Source organism: Rothia sp. LK2492, from assembly GCF_040946345.1.
Lineage (GTDB): Bacteria > Actinomycetota > Actinomycetes > Actinomycetales > Micrococcaceae > Rothia > Rothia endophytica.
In genome coordinates this window covers 80,592-97,439 of sequence record NZ_JAYWLX010000001.1, presented here as the reverse complement: position 1 = coordinate 97,439, position 16,848 = coordinate 80,592, and the positions used below count along the sequence as shown (strand labels likewise).

Genomic DNA, 16,848 nt, shown 5'->3' with positions numbered 1-16,848 from the left:
AGGGTTCCTTGAGAGTGGGAGAAGTTAGACGGACCGTGCGGTGGACGTATCGCGGGTGTAGCCACTGGCCTGGGCCTGTTGCCAAGTGTCCACATCGGCAGCTAGCTCTGAGGTGAGCTGCACCGGTTGGGGAGAAAGGGGCGCTAGAAAGCGGCGTACTGATGCGTTGGCGGTATCACCGGCAAAAGCCTGCGCCAGCTGGTCGGTGCGGTAGATACCCAGCAGGGGCTGGAAGGTGCCATCGGCAACCCCCCAGAACCCCAGGGTCTCGGGGGTAGCTGAGGCCGCCGCCTCAGTCAGTTGTTCAACGGCACCTGCGACCCCGGGAACATCCACCGACAGTAAGAGCGTCCAGGGTGCGCGATGATGTGCCAGGGCGTTTAAACCCGCGCCAATAGCGGCAGCGGGGCCAGAGAAGGCCGGCTCTTCGCGGGTCAGTAACACACCTGAGGGCAAGGGCAAGTCTGAGGGGCCAACGACCACACGGGCAGCAGCCGTACCGGCAGCGTCCAGAGTGGAGGCCAGCAGGGTTTGTTGCCCATTGGAAAGCAGGGCTTTGGGTACACTGCCCAAGCGGGAGGACCGCCCACCTGCAACAATCAGAGCGTTAAAAATGAGCACGTTTATCCGCCGGCAAAGGGAGGCAGGACGTCAAGACGCTGGACGCCCTCCAGCGATGCATCTGCCGGGGAAGCCCGCCCATCGAGTAAGAAAGAGCACTGGGGCAGAATATCTGCCAGACTCTGGCCTGAGGGGGTGGTACCGGTCAGTGTTTGCCTCAGGTGATTGAGCAGGGCTGTCAGCGTGGGTTCAGGTAACTGAGAAATCTGACACTGGGTTTCTGCCACACCGGCAGCAGCGCGTGCCGCTGCAAAGAAATGAATCTGCATTTTAGCCTCCGATAGCGCTCATACTGCGAGCGGGTTGCTGAAAATCTGCTGACTCAAAACCGGCTGAGTCCTTGCCGTGAGCCTTGGGCTTGCCCCACATGGCATCACGCCAAATCTGTGCAAAATCCTCATCGGTGATGCCGGCTCTGAGCGCTGACAGAAAATCGGTTTCTGTCAGCGAGAAGAGGCAGGATCGAATCTTACCGTCTGCGGTAATGCGGGTGCGGGTGCAAGCGGAGCAGAAAGGCTCAGTCACCGAGGCGATAATCCCCACCTGGCCTAGGGCCGGTGCATCTGTCGTCTCGCTGCCTTCAAGCGCGGCCTGGGTATCGGTAAAGGTGCCCTTGGGGTACACATTCCATAACTGGGCTGGAGACGAACCCCGCGGCCTCTCAAAGGGCGCCAAGTCAACGTCAGCCAGCAACTTCTCACGAATCTCACCGGCGGTAACCGTGCCCTCGCGAGTCCACTTGTGGTCAGCATCCAGAGGCATCTGCTCAATGAAGCGCAACTGGTAGTTACCAGCAAGAGCCCATGCTAGAAGCTCCCCGCCCTGGGTGTCATTGAGACCGGGCATGAGTACAGCGTTAATTTTAATGGGGTGCAGGCCTGCTGCCGCTGCGGCATCCACACCGGTTAGTACCTCCGCCAGTTTGTCCCTGCGGGTCAGCTCGGCAAAGGTCTGAGGGCAGATGGTATCGAGAGAAACATTAATACGGGAAAGGCCGGCCTTTTTAAGGGCACCCACTTTCTTTTCCAACCCAATGCCGTTGGTTGTCATAGAAATCGGCAGTTTGGGGTGGGCACGGTGGATCCGGGAAATAATATCGACCAAATCTGCACGTACCAGCGGCTCACCACCGGTAAAACGTACCTCTTCAACGCCAAGTAGCCGAACGCCAACATCAGCAATACGGAAGATTTCATCGGCACTCATAAGGCTGGCACGAGGCAACCAGTCTAGACCCTCTGCGGGCATGCAGTACTGACAGCGCAGATTGCACTTATCTAATAGTGAGATACGTAGGTCAGTAGCAACTCTGCCCCAGCGGTCAGCTAACCCTCCGCGGGTGGGTGCGCCCGGAGTAGAGGATCCCCGCCTAACAACCGGGATGCTGGTGCCCAGGGGGACAGACCCGGTAGAAGCATCGGATAAGTGTGCCATACCTGCGCTTTCATAAATCTGGTATTGCGAATGTAAAATAAAGCCTAGCTAAATTAGCGCCGCAACACCACCTCATACCACCCTACCGCGGATGCCCAGTGCCGGCGCAAGATAACCCTTCAAGGATAGAACCATAGAAACCTCCGCCCTGCTCAAAAATTCGCGTCTGCTCGCCGGCACTATCGCCGTCACCGTGCTAGGACTTTCAGCCTGTAACAGCTCAGCGGATCAGGGTAATCAGGGTGCCGGCGCACAGCAGAGCGCGACGGTAGAGGTCTTTGCCGCGGCCTCCCTCAACAACGCCGGTGCCGATCTTGAAGCAACCTATGAGAAGGCCAACCCCGGGGTTGATATCATCTTTAACTTCGCAGGTTCCTCCAAGCTGGTACAGCAGATTCAAGAAGGTGCCACCCCCGATATGCTGATGACCGCTGATGCTTCCACCATGATCGGCGCCCTCGAGAAGGCCGAGGAACTGAAGGGGGTCAGCACCGAGGTCATCGCCACCAATGCTCTAGTCCTTGCCACCGCTCACGGTAACCCTGCAGACATCAGCGCTCTGGATGATCTCACCCGCCAGGGAGTCATTACCGCCCTCTGCGCTGCTGAGGTGCCCTGTGGCAAACTTGCCCACCAGGAGCTACATGGCAAAAATATTGTGCCTGCTACCGTAACCGAAGAGGCAAATGTGACCGATGTGTCCACCAAGGTCGCCACCGGTGAGGCAGATGCCGGCTTCATCTACACCACCGACGCCGCCTCCATCAAGATGCAAGGCCAGGACATCACCGTGCTTGAGCTACCCGGCGTGGAACGCAACGCCTACCCCCTGGCAGTGACCAAGAGCGGTTCTCTCAACGATGCCGCGAAGAGCTTTGCTGACTGGTTGGCACACTCTGACCAGGCCTCTGTAATCCTGACCGACTACGGATTCACCACCGCCTAAACTAGAAACGTGAGCAAAACCATCGCCTTTAGATCCGTACCAGGATTCTTGCTAGCCCCATCACTCCTTGCCTTTCTTGTAGTGCTGGGGCCCATGCTGGGCCTGTTCGCCCGTATACCCTGGGCGGACATCCCGGCTTTGTTCGCTGAACCGGCCATGCTGCAGGCGGCCCGGTTATCCATTGTGACTGCCACCGTCTCAACCCTTATCTGTGGTCTCCTGGGAGCACCCACCGCCTTGATTCTGACTAAGGTACTGGCGCGTAGCCGCTTCGCCTCCTTCACCTTCCCCCTCTATTGCCTAATTTATGCGCCGGTGATTTTCTCCCCGGTGGTTTCTGGTCTGGCGCTTATCTTTTTTTGGGGCAGGCGCGGGGTGCTGGGTTCCTGGCTAACCGAAATGGGAATCTCGGTGGCCTTCAGCCCCCTTGCGGTTATCCTTGCCCAGGTTTTTGTTGCACTGCCCTTCTTCGTGGCAACCGCCGTCACCACCTTGCGTGCCCTGCCGGTCAGCTATGAGGAAATAGCTCTGGTTGAGGGTGCCAGCCCCGCTGAGGTGACGCGCAAAGTTCTGTTGCCGCTGGCCGCCCCCGGTTTAATCACCGCTTTTTTGCTCTCGTTCGCCAGGGCGCTGGGGGAGTACGGAGCCACCGTCACCTTTGCCGGCAATGTTGCTGGTGCTACCCGCACCATCCCGCTCAATATTGAGTTGGCACTCAGCTCTAACCACATGGACGCCGCACTTGGCTCCGCTCTGATGCTGATTAGTCTCTACATCCTTATTCTTGGCACCCTGGCGCTTGCCACCTGGCTGCGCCGTCTGAAAGGAGCTAGCCTGTGAAACCCCTGCCCACCTTTCCCCGCCAGAGCACGGTGAGCCCTACTGATTACCGCCACCTGGTTGAAGCAACCCTAACTGCCACCGTGCAGCACAGGAGCGAAAAGCTCCCCCTGGTTGAGACCTCCGGTAAGGTGCTAGCTCAAGATTTGCGTGCCCTGCGCTCAGTGCCGCACTTCGCTAACTCCCAAATGGACGGTTATGCCCTCACCGCCCTGGGTGCTGCCAGAGAAGACCGCACCTTCATCGTGGGCGCAGACGTACCCGCAGGGTCTGACGCTCAAGACCTGCCCATCAGGGACGATATCGCCTACCCGATTATGACCGGAGCGCCCCTACCTGCCGGTTATGATGCTGTGGTTCCGGTGGAACGCTCCCGGATCTTGACGGGGGAGCCGGACGCCGCAGGCTTTGCTCAGCGGGGCGGTCAGATTGACCTGCCGCGCGCAGATTTTGGTGACTTTGTACGCCGGGTAGGTGAAGACATCAAAGCCGGTGAGCTACTGGCAGCAGCCGGCTCACCGATCACCCCGGCCCTGATTGGCGCACTCGCCTCCCAAGGAATCGGTTCCATCAGGGTGCGCAGCAGCCCCAAAGTGGTGCTGATTACCGGTGGAGATGAAATCACCCTGGATACTGAAGCCGCCCCCGAAACCGGCAAAATATTGGACGCCAACGGCCCCATGCTCTGCGCGCTCGCCGGGGCAGACGGCGCTGAAACTCAGCGGGTGGCTATCGGAGACTCTGTTGAACAGCTGGTGGGAGTTCTCAACCGGCTAGTGCTCACCTGGCGCCCTGACTTTATGATTACTAGCGGCGGCATCAGCCACGGCAAATACGAGGTGGTACGACTAGCTCTCACCGCCATGATGGGAACTAAGGACGCCCGGGTGCAGGCAGAGCGCACCTGGTTTGGGCACGTTTCCCAGCAACCTGGCGGCCCCCAGGGGCTTTCCCTGCTGCGGGCCACCTCCCAGGAGCAGGACGGCGGTGCCCACCTGGTCCCGGTGATTTCGTTGCCAGGCAACCCGGTCAGTACCCTTGTCTCCTATGTAGAGCTGGTGCGCCCAGCTCTAGCCCAACTCACCGGTAGGGTAACGCCCCAGCCCCGCCACGGCGTCCTGGCACTAGCGGAAGGGCAGGCACTAGAAGCCCCGGAGGGTAAAACCCAGTACCGGCGAGCGCGTCTTGAACGGGTCTTTGAGAGCGACGGAACGGTGCGCACTCTGCTGACCCCTGACCCGTTGACTGGCTCCCACCTGTTGCACCGGGCAGCCACCGCCCAGGTGCTGGTCCAGCTAGACCCGGGGATCACCTACCGTAGCGGGGACGCTGCCTTCTACCTCCCGCTCTGACCCGGGAACGCCCTTGCCCTAATGAAGTATCATGAATACTAAATTTCACCGCCTGACCACCTCAAACTGCTCTAAGGACTCCATGATTACCCCAGAACCTCAGGCACACCTCACCCACGTCCGCGCTGACGGCAGCGCCCACATGGTAGATGTCACCGACAAGGCGATTACCACCCGCACCGCTGTGGCTGAAGGTTATGTGATCACCAGGCTCGATGTCATCGAACAAATCTTTGACGCCGCCCTGCCCAAGGGGGACGCCCTGCCCGTAGCCCGCGTTGCCGGCATCATGGGGGCCAAAAAGACCCCCGAAATTATCCCCCTCTGCCACCCCCTGCCCCTGGGCAAAATTACGGTGGACTTTCAGCGGATGAAGGACCGGGTGCGGATTGAAGCGCTGGTGAAGACCACCGGGGTCACCGGTGTAGAAATGGAAGCCCTCACCGCTGTATCCACTGCCGCCCTCACGGTCTTTGACATGATTAAGGCAGTCGATAAGCAGGCCACCATCACCGGTCTTCGAGTGCTAGAGAAAAGCGGCGGAAAATCGGGCGATTGGTCGGTGGAGCGCTAATTATGAGTAAAAATTACACCCTGCCCGAAGGGCTGACCGGCTTAGTCATCGTTGCCTCAACCCGAGCTGCCCGCGGAATCTACCGCGATGAATCCGGACCTGTGGCGGTTGACTGGTTGCGGTCCCGAGGCTTTGAGACCCCTGAAGCGGTCGTGGTGGCTGATGCTGATTTCGGCCCCTATTTTGATGGGCTGGTTGCCGCAGGAAACCTGCCCACCTTCATCCTGACGAGCGGTGGAACCGGGCTAAATACCGATGACATGACCGTTGAGACCGTGCGTGCCCACCTGGATAAAGAAGTGCCGGGCATGATGCACGCCTTCTGGGCGCAGGGGCTGACCAATACTCCCGCCGCCGTGCTCTCTCGCGGCGTCGCCGGTGTAATTGGGCGTAGCTTCATCATGACCCTACCCGGCTCTAAGGGTGGGGTGAAGGATGGCTGCACCGTACTAGACCCCCTGGTCACCCATATTTGCCGCCAGATGGAGGACTACCATGACCACTAAAGACACCCACCCCTACGCTGATAGCCCGCTTGAACCTCAAAGCTCAACCGTGGTACACACCGCTATCACCGAAGAACCCCTTGAGCCCCTGCTCGCTACAGCCAAGCGTCAGACCATGACCCAGCAGATGGGTGCACTGGTGATCTTCGACGGTATTGTGCGCAACCACGACCACGGGCAAGCGGTCGCTGCCCTCAGCTACTCTGCCCACCCGCAAGCCCAAGACTTTATGGAGCGCACCGTGCAAGGTGTTGCCGATCAGCTGTCAGGTGTGCGTCTCTGGGCTGTGCACCGCGTTGGTCCCATTGCTATCGGTGAATCAGCCCTGACCGTCTTAGCAGCTGCAGGTCACCGAGGCCTGGCGTTCACCGCCTGCGAGATGGTCGCTGACCGTATCAAGGCAGAGGTGCCCATCTGGAAAGAACAGGAACTGACCGACGGCGCCGTGGAATGGGTGGGTATCGACACCCCACCCGCCGCCCGCTAATCACCACGGAGATAAGACACCATGACCGTACCCCCTGACTTCAGCCCCCTCGAATACAAGCTCTACGGGCGGCAAATGATTCTGCCCGAGCTAGGCCAGTCTGGGCAGCAGAAACTTAAGGACGCCAGGGTGGCGGTCATCGGCGCAGGTGGACTGGGCGCCCCTGCTCTGCTTTACCTCGCAGGTGCCGGGGTGGGCACCGTGGTGCTGATCGATGATGATGAAGTTGAGATTTCCAATCTGCATCGGCAGGTGATTCACTCCTTCGCCCGGGTGGGAACCCCTAAGGCAGACTCGGCTGCTCAAACCATGCGCGAACTTAACCCCACCATTACGGTGCAGGTCATCAAAGAACGCCTCACCGGCGCTAACGCAGACAGCCTCCTACAGGGAGCAACCGTGCTGGTGGACGGCAGCGATAACTTTGCCACCCGCTACACCGCCTCCCGAACTGCCGCCCGAGCCGGTATTCCCCACGTCTGGGGCGCAATTTTGGGGTTTGACGCCCAGATGAGCGTCTTTTGGAACGGTCGAGCACCTGTTTATGAAGATCTTTACCCGGTAGAACCGGCCCCCGGTTCGGTGCCCAACTGCGCCACTGCCGGCGTCATCGGGGCGCTCGCCGGGGTGGTGGGTACCTCCATGGCGATGGAAACCATCAAACTCATCACCGGTGTCGGCCAGCCACTCACCGGGCAGGTTGGCTACTACACCGGGCTAACCGGCAGGTGGGAGTATATCCCCTTAGTTGCTTCACCTCGGGAGCCTGCTAAGACCTCAAAGGCACCTGAGCCGAAGCTAGACGAGAGGCCTACGCTCGATGAGCCTCAGAACGCCACTCAGGGTCTGGTTCAGGGCACATCTCAGATCGCCACCCAGCAACCAAAAAACATTAGTGATATATCTAACATTTTTAGGGTGGGTGAGGCCAGCCCCTATGGCCTAGATATTACTTTTGACGACTATTTCGACAGCGGTGACTTCGCCGGGGTACCTCTCATCGACGTCCGTGAGCCGCATGAGTTTGAAGCGCTTTCTATACCGGGAGCCATCAACCTGCCCCTGTCGGTTATTGAGTCGTTGGGCGAAAACCGCAGCATTGACCAAGAAATAGAGCGGGTTTTGCCGGAAAAACTGGCCGCTTATGCCCTCTACTGCGCTGCCGGCGTCCGCTCGCGCACCGCCGCACAAAAACTTCTCACCCTGGGCTACGGCAGTCTTTATAGCCTCGAAGGAGGACTCTCAGCCTGGCTTGCCCGTTAGAGGAGAGGTTCCCAAAGCTTGAACTGTAAAATATTCGCCCCTTTGTTCCCGAATTAGGATAGATTTTTATTCGGTATTTTCTGTGCGAATATTTCGGTAGAGTGATGTTCATGACTCAGCAGGCATCACACACCGCGGGCCCTGACGGCCCTCTCACCGACAAACTGATTAAATTCGGTAAGTTCTTCACTAAGTGGGACGAAACCGACGACGGCCGTGCAGCTTTCTTGCAGGGCGGTCGTCAGGGCGATATCTTCTATCGCAACCGCTGGAGCTATGACAAGGTTGTCCGCTCCACCCACGGCGTGAACTGTACAGGCTCCTGCTCCTGGCAGGTCTTCGTCAAGGACGGCGTCATCACCTGGGAAGCCCAGGCAACTGACTACCCGACCGTTGGCCCTGACCGCCCTGAGTATGAGCCCCGCGGCTGCCCCCGTGGCGCAGCCTTCTCCTGGTACACCTACTCACCGACCCGCGTGAAGTATCCCTACGTCCGCGGTGTCCTGCTCGAAATGTACCGTGAAGCCCGCGCCCGCCTGAACGACCCTGTGGACGCCTGGCACTCTATCGTTTCTGACCCTGAAAAGCGCCGCCGCTACACCTCAGCACGCGGTAAGGGTGGTCTGGTGCGCGGCAGTTGGGCAGAAGCCCTTGAAATGGTAGTTGCAGCTCAGATCCACACCATCAAAACCTACGGGCCTGACCGTAACATCGGCTTCTCGCCCATCCCCGCTAAGTCCATGGTCTCCCACGCCTCTGGCGCTCGTTACATCGAGCTGATGGGTGGCGTTATGACCTCCTTTTACGACTGGTACGCCGACCTGCCCGTCGCATCACCCCAGGTCTTCGGCGACCAGACCGACGTGCGCGAATCAGGTGACTGGTGGGATGCCACCTACCTGATGATGTGGGGCTCCAACATCCCCGTCACCCGTACCCCTGACGCCCACTGGATGGCTGAGGTACGCTACCGCGGTACCAAGGTCGTCTCGGTCTCCCCGGACTACGCCGATAATACTAAGTTCGCCGATGAATGGTTGCCTGCCCAGCCCGGTACCGATGCCGCTCTAGCGATGGCTATGGGCCACGTCATCCTCAAGGAAAACTTTGTGGATCGCCGTGTGGAGTTCTTCGAGGACTACACCAGCACCTACACCGATTTCCCCTTCCTGGTGACCTTGGAAACCCGCGAAGACGGCACCAAGGTGCCTTCCAAGTTCCTAACTGCAGCTAACCTGGTAGAGCACAAAGAGGTTGCAGATGCTGCCTTCAAGACCGCCCTGCTCAACCGTGTAACCGGCGAGGTCGTTGTGCCCAACGGTTCAATGGGCTACCGCTACAACAAGGAAGACGAAGGCAAGTGGAACCTGGATCTGCAGGGCGTCAAGCCTGCTCTGTCCATCCTTGACCTGCCCAGCGGCAGCGAAAAGAACGTTGAGATTCTGCTCCCCGCCTTCGATGAGCCCTCGGGACGCGGTAAGGTAATGACTCGTGGAGTCCCCACTATCACCGTTGAGGGTTTTGAGGTCACCACTGTCTTTGACCTCATGCTCGCCCAGTACGGTGTGGGCCGCGCCGGCATCCCCGGCCAGTTTGCTACCGGTTTTGACGATGCCAGCGTGCAGTACACCCCTGCCTGGCAGTCAGAAATCACCTCGGTTCCCGCCGAAGCTGTGATCCGTACCGCCCGCGAATTCGCCCAGAACTCCATTGACTCTAAGGGCCGCACCATGATCATCATGGGTGCAGGTATCTGCCAGTGGTACCACGGCGATGCCACTTATCGCTCCATCCTTGCTCTGCTCATCATGTGCGGTGCTGAGGGGCGTAACGGTGGCGGCTGGGCTCACTACGTGGGCCAGGAAAAGGCTCGCCCCATCACCGGCTGGGCTCACATGGCTAACGCACTGGACTGGTGCCGCCCGCCCCGCACCCAGGCTGGCACCAGTTTCTGGTACATGCACACCGATCAGTTCCGTCAGGACGGCTACTCATCCGAGGCCATGCAGTCCCCACTTGCTAAGGGCGAACTCAAGGGTGTTCACACCGCTGACCTTCTGGCCCGCGCCGTACGCATGGGCTGGACTCCCTTCTACCCCCAGTTCCCCGAAAACCCTCTGGAGCTGGCAGAAAAGGGCGCCGCTGCCGCTGCAGCTGGCACAGCCGAATCACCTGCTGACTACATAGCTCAGCGTCTGAACTCAGGTGACCTGGAATTCTCGGTAGAGCACCCCGATGCGCCGGCCAACTGGCCCCGCACCCTCATGCTCTGGCGTAACAACCTGCTGGGTTCATCAGCTAAGGGTGAGCAGTACTTCTTGCGCCATCTGCTTGGCAATGAGAATTCTAATATCGCCGAGGACGCTGAAACCCGCCCCTCAGAGGTGCGCTGGGAAGAGGACGCCCCGGTCGGCAAGCTGGACCTGCTGGTTACCACCGACTTCCGCATGACCTCATCCACCCTGTCGTCTGACATCGTTTTCCCCGCTGCCACCTGGTATGAGAAGCACGATATTTCCTCGACCGACATGCACCCCTACATCCATGCCTTCTCACCGGCCATCGACCCGCCTTGGGAAACCAAGACTGACCACCAGGTCTTCAAGGAACTGGCTTACGTCTTCTCGAAGGTTGCTAAGAAGCACCTGGGCGTGCGCAAGGACCTGGTCTCGGTGCCCCTGCAGCACGATACCCCCGGCCAGATTGCCCAGCCCGGTGGCCATGCCCCCGACTGGAAGAACAAGGGGATTAAGGGTATTCCCGGTAAGAATATGCCGGTCTTTGCAGTGGTTGAGCGTGACTACGGTGCCCTCTACGATATGTACACCTCGGTAGGGCCTCTGCTCTCAAAGCTGGGCACCACTACCAAGGCTGTCACCGTGGACGTCAACGACGAGCTAGCAGCCCTGGCTGAAGAGCACGGCGTGATGGGCACCGGTAAGGGCGCAGGTCTTCCTGCCCTGGATACCGACGTCAAACTGGCCGATACCATCCTGGCTCTCTCCGGCACATCCAACGGCCCCGTGGCCATCAAGGGTTTCAAGGCTCTGGAGAAGCGCGTGGGCAAGAAAATGCACCACCTGGCAGAAGGTAACGAAGAGAAGCGCATCCGCTTCCGCGATACCCAGGACCGCCCCGTTCCCGTCTTTACCTCACCCGAGTGGTCAGGTAGCGAAACCGGCGGACGCCGCTACGCACCCTTCACCCTCAATATCGAGCAGCTCAAGCCCTTCCACACCCTCACCGGTCGTATGCACTTCTTCTTAGATCACGACTGGATGAGCGAGATGGGCGAGCAGATGCCGCTCTACCGCCCGCCGCTGGATATGCACAACCTCTTCGGTGAGCCCGAACTGGGCGAAACCGGTGACCTGTCAGTGGCTGTTCGTTACGTGACGGTTCACAATAAGTGGGCTATCCACTCCTCCTACCACGACAACCTCTACATGCAGACCCTTTCACGCGGTGGCACCCACGCCTGGATGAGCCCGCAGGATGCAGAGAAGATTGGCGTCAAGGACCACGACTGGATCGAGTGCGAGAACAACAACGGTGTCTTCGTTGGCCGCGCTGTTGTCTCCCACCGAATGCCCGAAGGCGTTGTCTACGTGCACCATGCCCAGGAACGCCTGGTCAACGTGCCCAAGGCAGAACGTACCGGGCGCCGCGGCGGTATTCACAACTCCGTCACCCGCATCCTGGTCAAGCCCACCCACCTCATCGGTGGTTACGCTCACCTTTCCTACGCCTTCAACTACCTGGGCCCCACCGGTAACCAGCGTGATATTGTTTCCCGAATTCGCCGCCGCAAACAGGAGGTAACCTACTAATGCGCGTCATGGCACAAGTTTCTATGATTATGGCACTCGACAAGTGCCTAGGCTGTCACACCTGTTCTGTGACCTGTAAGCAGGCATGGACCAACCGTGCTGGCACCGAATACGTCTGGTTCAACAATGTTGAAACCCGCCCGGGTCAGGGCTACCCTCGCCGTTACGAGGACCAGGAGAAGTGGAAGGGCGGCTGGACGCTGAATAAGCGCGGACGCCTGGAGCTCAAGAGCGGTAACCGTTTCAAAAAGCTCTTTACCCTCTTCGCCTCACCGGTTCAGCCCGAGCTCTCGGACTACTACGAGCCCTGGACCTATGACTACGAGAACCTGACCAGTGCACCTCTGGGGGATGATTTCCCCACCGCTAGGCCTAAGTCGCTGATTACCGGTGAGGACACCTCGATTGAGTGGGGTCCCAACTGGGACGATAACCTGGGTGGCTCCAGCGAAAACGGTCACCTTGACCCGCTGGTTGAGAAGGTACGCCAGCAGTCAGAAGAGAAGATTAAGTTCGAATTCGAACGCACCTTCATGTTCTACCTGCCCCGTATCTGCGAGCACTGCCTCAACCCCTCCTGCATGGCATCCTGCCCTTCAGGCGCTATCTACAAGCGCGAAGAGGACGGCATCGTTCTCGTGGACCAGAACCAGTGCCGCGGCTGGCGTCAGTGCATCACCGGCTGCCCCTATAAGAAGATTTACTTCAATCACAAGAGCGGCAAGGCAGAGAAATGTACTTTCTGCTACCCCCGCATCGAGCACGGTATTCCCACCGTCTGTGCTGAGACCTGTGTTGGCCGTATGCGCTACATCGGTATCTTCCTCTACGACGCCGACCGCATCACCGAGGCTGCTTCAGTGCCCGATGAAAAGCAGCTCTACCAGGCTCAGCTAGACATCATGCTGGATCCTTTTGACCCCGAGGTCATTCGTGCGGCCAAGGAGCAGGATATCCCTGATTCCTGGATTCAGGCAGCTCAGAAGTCACCGGTCTACAAGCTGGCTAAAGAATGGAAGATTGCCCTTCCTCTGCACCCCGAATACCGCACCATGCCCATGGTCTGGTACGTTCCTCCGCTCTCACCCATCATCGACCTCCTCAAGGAACAGGGCCATGATGCTGAGAGTCAAACCAACCTCTTTGGTGCCATCGACTCCCTGCGCATTCCCGTGGAATACCTGGCAGAGCTCTTCACCGCTGGCGACACCACCATCATTACCGATGTGCTCAAGAAGCTGGCTGCCATGCGTGCCTACATGCGTGACATCACCCTCGGTGGCACCGGCAACGAAGAAATTGCTTCTCAGGTAGGTATGACCGGCGCTGAAATGTACGAGATGTACCGTCTCATGGCGATCTCCAAGTACGAAGAGCGCTACGTCATCCCCCCTGCACACATGGAAGATGCCCATAACCTCGAAGAAACCGGCTGCTCGCTCGATACTGACGGTGGCCCCGGCATGCTCTACGATAGCGCCTTCAACGATCCTGGTGACCGCCCCGTCCCCGTCTCGGCAGGTAGCTACGCTAATCAGGCACGCCAGGATGGCAAGGTCAATATCTTCATGTGGGACGGTAAGACACACCCTGAGGGTATGTTCCCCGATACCAGCGGCAGCAAGAGGGTCTAGTTCTTCATGGCTGGATTTTTCTCTCAACTCCTGAAGCGGAATGCAGTTGAGGCCCTACCTCAGCTACCCGCCTCGGGCGACCCCTTTGACATGGACTGGGGGAGCGGCCAAGAGCTGGACGCGGTGACCTACCAGGTCACCTCCGTTCTGCTCCGCTACCCCAGTGAAGAAACGCGGGCGGTGCTACCAGAACTTCTCGAACTGGCAGCAGAGACCGGCAACGAGCAGTTCCTGACCGGCGTCCGCGCTGTACAAGATTGGTACGCTACCTCATCCCTAGAAGAGATGCAGGCGCACTACGTGCAGGAGTACGACCTTTCACGCCGCCATTCTTTCCATCTGTCCTACTGGACTGAGGGCGATACCCGCCGCCGCGGTGAAGCCCTGACCCGTTTCAAGCAGATGTACCGTGACTCAGGTATGGTTACCAATCTGCAGGGGGAGCTGCCCGACTACCTGCCCATGGTGCTGGAATTCACCGCACTGGTGGACGCCCGAGCTGGCCGAGCAGCCCTGCAAGCCTACCGCCCATCCTTAGAGCTACTGCGTCTGGCGCTACGCGATGATGAGCTGCCCTACTATGGGCTAGTTGAGGCAGTATGCCAGAGCTTGCCCGGGGTTTCACCCGAAACCCAGGCTGAGGTTCAAAATATGGTCAACGTTGGACCTCCCAAAGAGGACGTCGGTCTAGCTCAGCTTCCTGCTAGCGACCCGCGCCTCCTACCCCTTCTTCTGCCACATGAGCAGAGACCCGGTGCCCGGGTGGGCGCCGATAAAACAGCCCCCTTCGCCGCACAGCGATCACAGAACGGAGCCCACCAGTGAACCTAACACCCCTTGATTACTTCCTCTGGGGTATCTTCCCCTACATCACCCTAGCAATCGTCATTGGTGGCACCATCTGGCGCTACAAGACAGACCAGTTTGGTTGGACCACCCGTTCATCGCAGATGTACGAATCCAAACTGCTGCGTATCGCTTCGCCCATGTTCCATTACGGCATCCTGGTCGTTCTGGTAGGGCACATCGTTGGCTTGGTAATTCCTAAGTCCTGGACCGACGCTGTGGGCATCTCCGAGCACTTCTACCACCTGAACGCTCTGTGGCTTGGCTCTATCGCAGCGATAGCTACCCTCATTGGCCTCTTCGCCATGATTTACCGCCGCCGCACCTCAGCTACCGTTTTCCGGGCTACCACCTGGAACGATAAGCTGATGTACGTGGCACTGGCTAGCGCCATTGTGCTGGGTTCAGTAGCAACCCTCTTCAACGCTATGGAGATTGAGGGCGAGCATAATTACCGTGAGACCGTGTCGGTCTGGTTCCGTTCCATCTTCTACTTCAACCCCAACGTTGAGGCGATGGCTAACGCAACCACCTCCTTCCACATTCACGTGATTGTTGCCCTGCTCCTCTTCTGCCTCTGGCCCTTTACCCGCCTGGTGCATGCCTTCACAGCGCCGCTCCACTACATCTTCCGCCCCTACATCGTTTACCGTTCCCGCGGCAAGCGCAACCACCAGCGCGGCTGGTCACCGGTAGGCACCGCGGATTCGGTGAACAAAGACGCCAAGCGTGTTGAGCGTCAGCATCACCACTCTTAAAAAATTTCATACACACCATTTGTTCCTAAGGATCTATACACTATGAGCACTCCCGCAGTCGCAGAACGCGACCCGCAGCTCAAAGGTCAGCTGAAGTACGTCATCATGGCAGCCTGCGCTTCTATGATTGGTTTCTGGGGGTGGACCATGATTGGCCCCCTGGCTAAGTACTACACCGAAACCTACGGCCTGACCGAAGGGCAGCGTTCCCTACTCATCGCTATGCCCGTTATCGTAGGCTCTATCGCCCGTATCCCGGTAGGTGCCCTGACTGACCGCTACGGCGGACGCATCATGTTCACCATCATGCTGATCTTCACAGGCTCCATGGTGCTGGTGACCGGTCTGGTAGGTCAGATGGGTAACTTTAACCTGCTGCTAATTGCTGCTTTCTTCCTTGGTATCGGCGGCTCAATCTTCGCTGTGGGTATTCCCTTCTCTGCCGCATGGTTTGAGCCCCATCGCAAGGGCCTTGCAACCGGTATCTTCGGTATGGGTATGGTGGGTACTGCTTGTGCTGCATTCTTCAACCCCCGCATGCTCAACGCTTTTGGCTACTTCCCAACCCACCTCATCATGGCTTGTGTCGCCCTGACCTACGCCGTCATCGTCTGGATTTTTATCCGCGACTCACCGGTCATGAAAGCTCGCACCCCTGAGCCTGTAGTGCCCAAGATTATCAACGTCTCTCAGAAGCTCATCACCTGGCAGCTTTGCTTTATCTACGCCGTCGGCTTCGGTGCTTTCGTTGCTTTCTCTAACTTCCTCTCCACCTACACCCAGAAAATCTACGATTTTGACCCGGTAGCTGGTGGCACCTTTGCGGCTATGTTCGCTGTCTGCGCTGTGATTGCGCGCCCCTTCGGCGGTGTGGCAGCAGATAAGTTTGGCGGCAAGAACACCACCATCCTGGTCTTCATCGCTATGGCTGTCCTTGGTTTCTTCGTGGCTCAGGCTCCCGCTTCAACCACCGTGAACACCGTGCTTTTCATTGCGCTGGCACTCTGCGTAGGCTTCTCTACCGGTACCATGTACGGCTGGTTGGGTAAGGCCTGCCGCCCGCAGGACACCGGTACCATCTCCGGTTTGGTCTCGGCCGCTGGTGGCCTGGGTGGTTACTTCCCGCCGCTCATCATGGGCGCAGTCTTTACTGATTACGGCGACTACTTCTGGGGCATTATGTTCTTCGTTGGAGCCTGTGTAGTTTCTGTACTGGTATCCCTCTGGATGGAAAACGATCGCCAGAAGGCAGTACCTGCCGCCTAATCTGATGCTTCCCGGCTCGTTCTGATAAGGACGGCGGGGTGTCACCTCCCTTTCTACGGTAGGGGAGCGGCACCCCGTTGTCTTTTCTGTTTTCCTTTTTGTTGCGGTTTTGAGGTGGCTTAGCCAAAAGGGGATAAGCCTGCCTGGAGCAAAATCCTTGGAAGGCGCCCCGTATGGTGCGGGCCTGTAACATGTGGCACAATAAGGAGGGAAACAAATAGAGCCGTTATGCTGATGCGGGAGAGACCGGAAGAGTCGTGGTTGAGGGACTGCGCCCCGGCGCCGAAGGAGCAAACCCTCCCCGGGAAACTCTCAGGCAAATGTACCGCTTAGATATGGCAACTCTGGAGACGGCGCTCGTTTGGCGCCCACCGAAGGGGCAAAATCTGCTTGCACACCCGCGCGTGATGGGTAGTGCGCAGACTAAAACTCTCAGGTTTTAACAGAGCGGGGAGGACACCCACCTACCCAAGCAGGGTAGGCAGGCTTAC

Annotated in this window: 15 protein-coding genes and 2 riboswitches; of the genes, 12 read left to right on the top strand and 3 right to left on the bottom strand. The window is 58.6% G+C overall.

Annotated elements, in window-relative coordinates; all coding sequences use genetic code 11:
• Positions 1–24: 24 nt before the first annotated feature.
• Genes VVR27_RS00455 through moaA form a run of 3 tightly spaced genes read right to left on the bottom strand, consistent with a single transcriptional unit; the run spans position 25 to position 2,055 of the window.
• Positions 25–621, bottom strand: coding sequence for a molybdenum cofactor guanylyltransferase (locus VVR27_RS00455; RefSeq protein WP_368546600.1), 597 nt, complete (start codon positions 619–621; stop codon positions 25–27).
• 2 nt (positions 622–623) lie between these two features.
• Positions 624–890, bottom strand: a complete 267-nt coding sequence (locus tag VVR27_RS00450) for a MoaD/ThiS family protein (protein ID WP_368546599.1) — start codon at positions 888–890, stop codon at positions 624–626.
• A 1-nt stretch (position 891) separates the two neighbouring features.
• The gene (gene moaA, locus VVR27_RS00445; protein ID WP_368546598.1) at positions 892–2,055 is read right to left on the bottom strand and encodes a GTP 3',8-cyclase MoaA; all 1,164 of its coding nucleotides are present in this window, start codon (positions 2,053–2,055) and stop codon (positions 892–894) included.
• A 193-nt stretch (positions 2,056–2,248) separates the two neighbouring features.
• Between moaA and modA the strand changes: the two genes are divergently transcribed.
• The 12 genes from modA to VVR27_RS00385 all read left to right on the top strand — a co-directional run bounded on the left by modA (position 2,249) and on the right by VVR27_RS00385 (position 16,357).
• On the top strand, positions 2,249–3,001 hold the full coding sequence (gene modA / locus VVR27_RS00440; protein ID WP_368546597.1) for a molybdate ABC transporter substrate-binding protein: 753 nt from the start codon (positions 2,249–2,251) through the stop codon (positions 2,999–3,001).
• A gap of 9 nt (positions 3,002–3,010) precedes the next feature.
• Positions 3,011–3,841 carry an ABC transporter permease gene (locus tag VVR27_RS00435; protein ID WP_368546596.1) on the top strand — a complete coding sequence of 277 codons (831 nt, stop codon included), beginning with the start codon at positions 3,011–3,013 and terminating at the stop codon, positions 3,839–3,841.
• On the top strand, positions 3,838–5,193 hold the full coding sequence (locus VVR27_RS00430) for a molybdopterin molybdotransferase MoeA (RefSeq protein ID WP_368546595.1): 1,356 nt from the start codon (positions 3,838–3,840) through the stop codon (positions 5,191–5,193). Before VVR27_RS00435 ends, VVR27_RS00430 begins: the two co-directional genes overlap by 4 nt.
• An 82-nt stretch (positions 5,194–5,275) precedes the next feature.
• The gene (gene moaC, locus VVR27_RS00425) at positions 5,276–5,767 is read left to right on the top strand and encodes a cyclic pyranopterin monophosphate synthase MoaC (RefSeq protein ID WP_346872199.1); all 492 of its coding nucleotides are present in this window, start codon (positions 5,276–5,278) and stop codon (positions 5,765–5,767) included.
• Positions 5,767–6,273, top strand: a complete 507-nt coding sequence (locus tag VVR27_RS00420) for a MogA/MoaB family molybdenum cofactor biosynthesis protein (RefSeq protein ID WP_409349916.1) — start codon at positions 5,767–5,769, stop codon at positions 6,271–6,273. The genes moaC and VVR27_RS00420 overlap by 1 nt, the downstream gene beginning before the upstream one ends.
• Positions 6,263–6,760 carry a molybdenum cofactor biosynthesis protein MoaE gene (locus tag VVR27_RS00415; protein WP_368546593.1) on the top strand — a complete coding sequence of 166 codons (498 nt, stop codon included), beginning with the start codon at positions 6,263–6,265 and terminating at the stop codon, positions 6,758–6,760. The genes VVR27_RS00420 and VVR27_RS00415 overlap by 11 nt, the downstream gene beginning before the upstream one ends.
• Before the next feature lie 21 nt (positions 6,761–6,781).
• Positions 6,782–8,023, top strand: coding sequence for a ThiF family adenylyltransferase (locus VVR27_RS00410; protein WP_368546592.1), 1,242 nt, complete (start codon positions 6,782–6,784; stop codon positions 8,021–8,023).
• A gap of 110 nt (positions 8,024–8,133) precedes the next feature.
• Positions 8,134–11,853 carry a nitrate reductase subunit alpha gene (locus tag VVR27_RS00405; RefSeq protein WP_409349906.1) on the top strand — a complete coding sequence of 1,240 codons (3,720 nt, stop codon included), beginning with the start codon at positions 8,134–8,136 and terminating at the stop codon, positions 11,851–11,853.
• Entirely contained in the window at positions 11,853–13,487 is a 1,635-nt protein-coding gene (gene narH, locus VVR27_RS00400) for a nitrate reductase subunit beta (RefSeq protein WP_368546591.1), read from the top strand. Before VVR27_RS00405 ends, narH begins: the two co-directional genes overlap by 1 nt.
• Positions 13,488–13,493: 6 nt before the next feature.
• The gene (gene narJ, locus VVR27_RS00395) at positions 13,494–14,312 is read left to right on the top strand and encodes a nitrate reductase molybdenum cofactor assembly chaperone (protein WP_368546590.1); all 819 of its coding nucleotides are present in this window, start codon (positions 13,494–13,496) and stop codon (positions 14,310–14,312) included.
• Complete coding sequence (gene narI, locus VVR27_RS00390; protein WP_368546589.1) at positions 14,309–15,091, top strand: respiratory nitrate reductase subunit gamma; 783 nt, start codon at positions 14,309–14,311, stop codon at positions 15,089–15,091. Before narJ ends, narI begins: the two co-directional genes overlap by 4 nt.
• A 42-nt stretch (positions 15,092–15,133) precedes the next feature.
• Positions 15,134–16,357, top strand: coding sequence for a nitrate/nitrite transporter (locus tag VVR27_RS00385; protein ID WP_368546588.1), 1,224 nt, complete (start codon positions 15,134–15,136; stop codon positions 16,355–16,357).
• A 227-nt stretch (positions 16,358–16,584) separates the two neighbouring features.
• Positions 16,585–16,695, top strand: a riboswitch (glycine riboswitch).
• A riboswitch (glycine riboswitch) is annotated at positions 16,696–16,813 on the top strand. It begins immediately after the preceding riboswitch.
• The last annotated feature ends 35 nt before the right edge of the window (positions 16,814–16,848 follow it).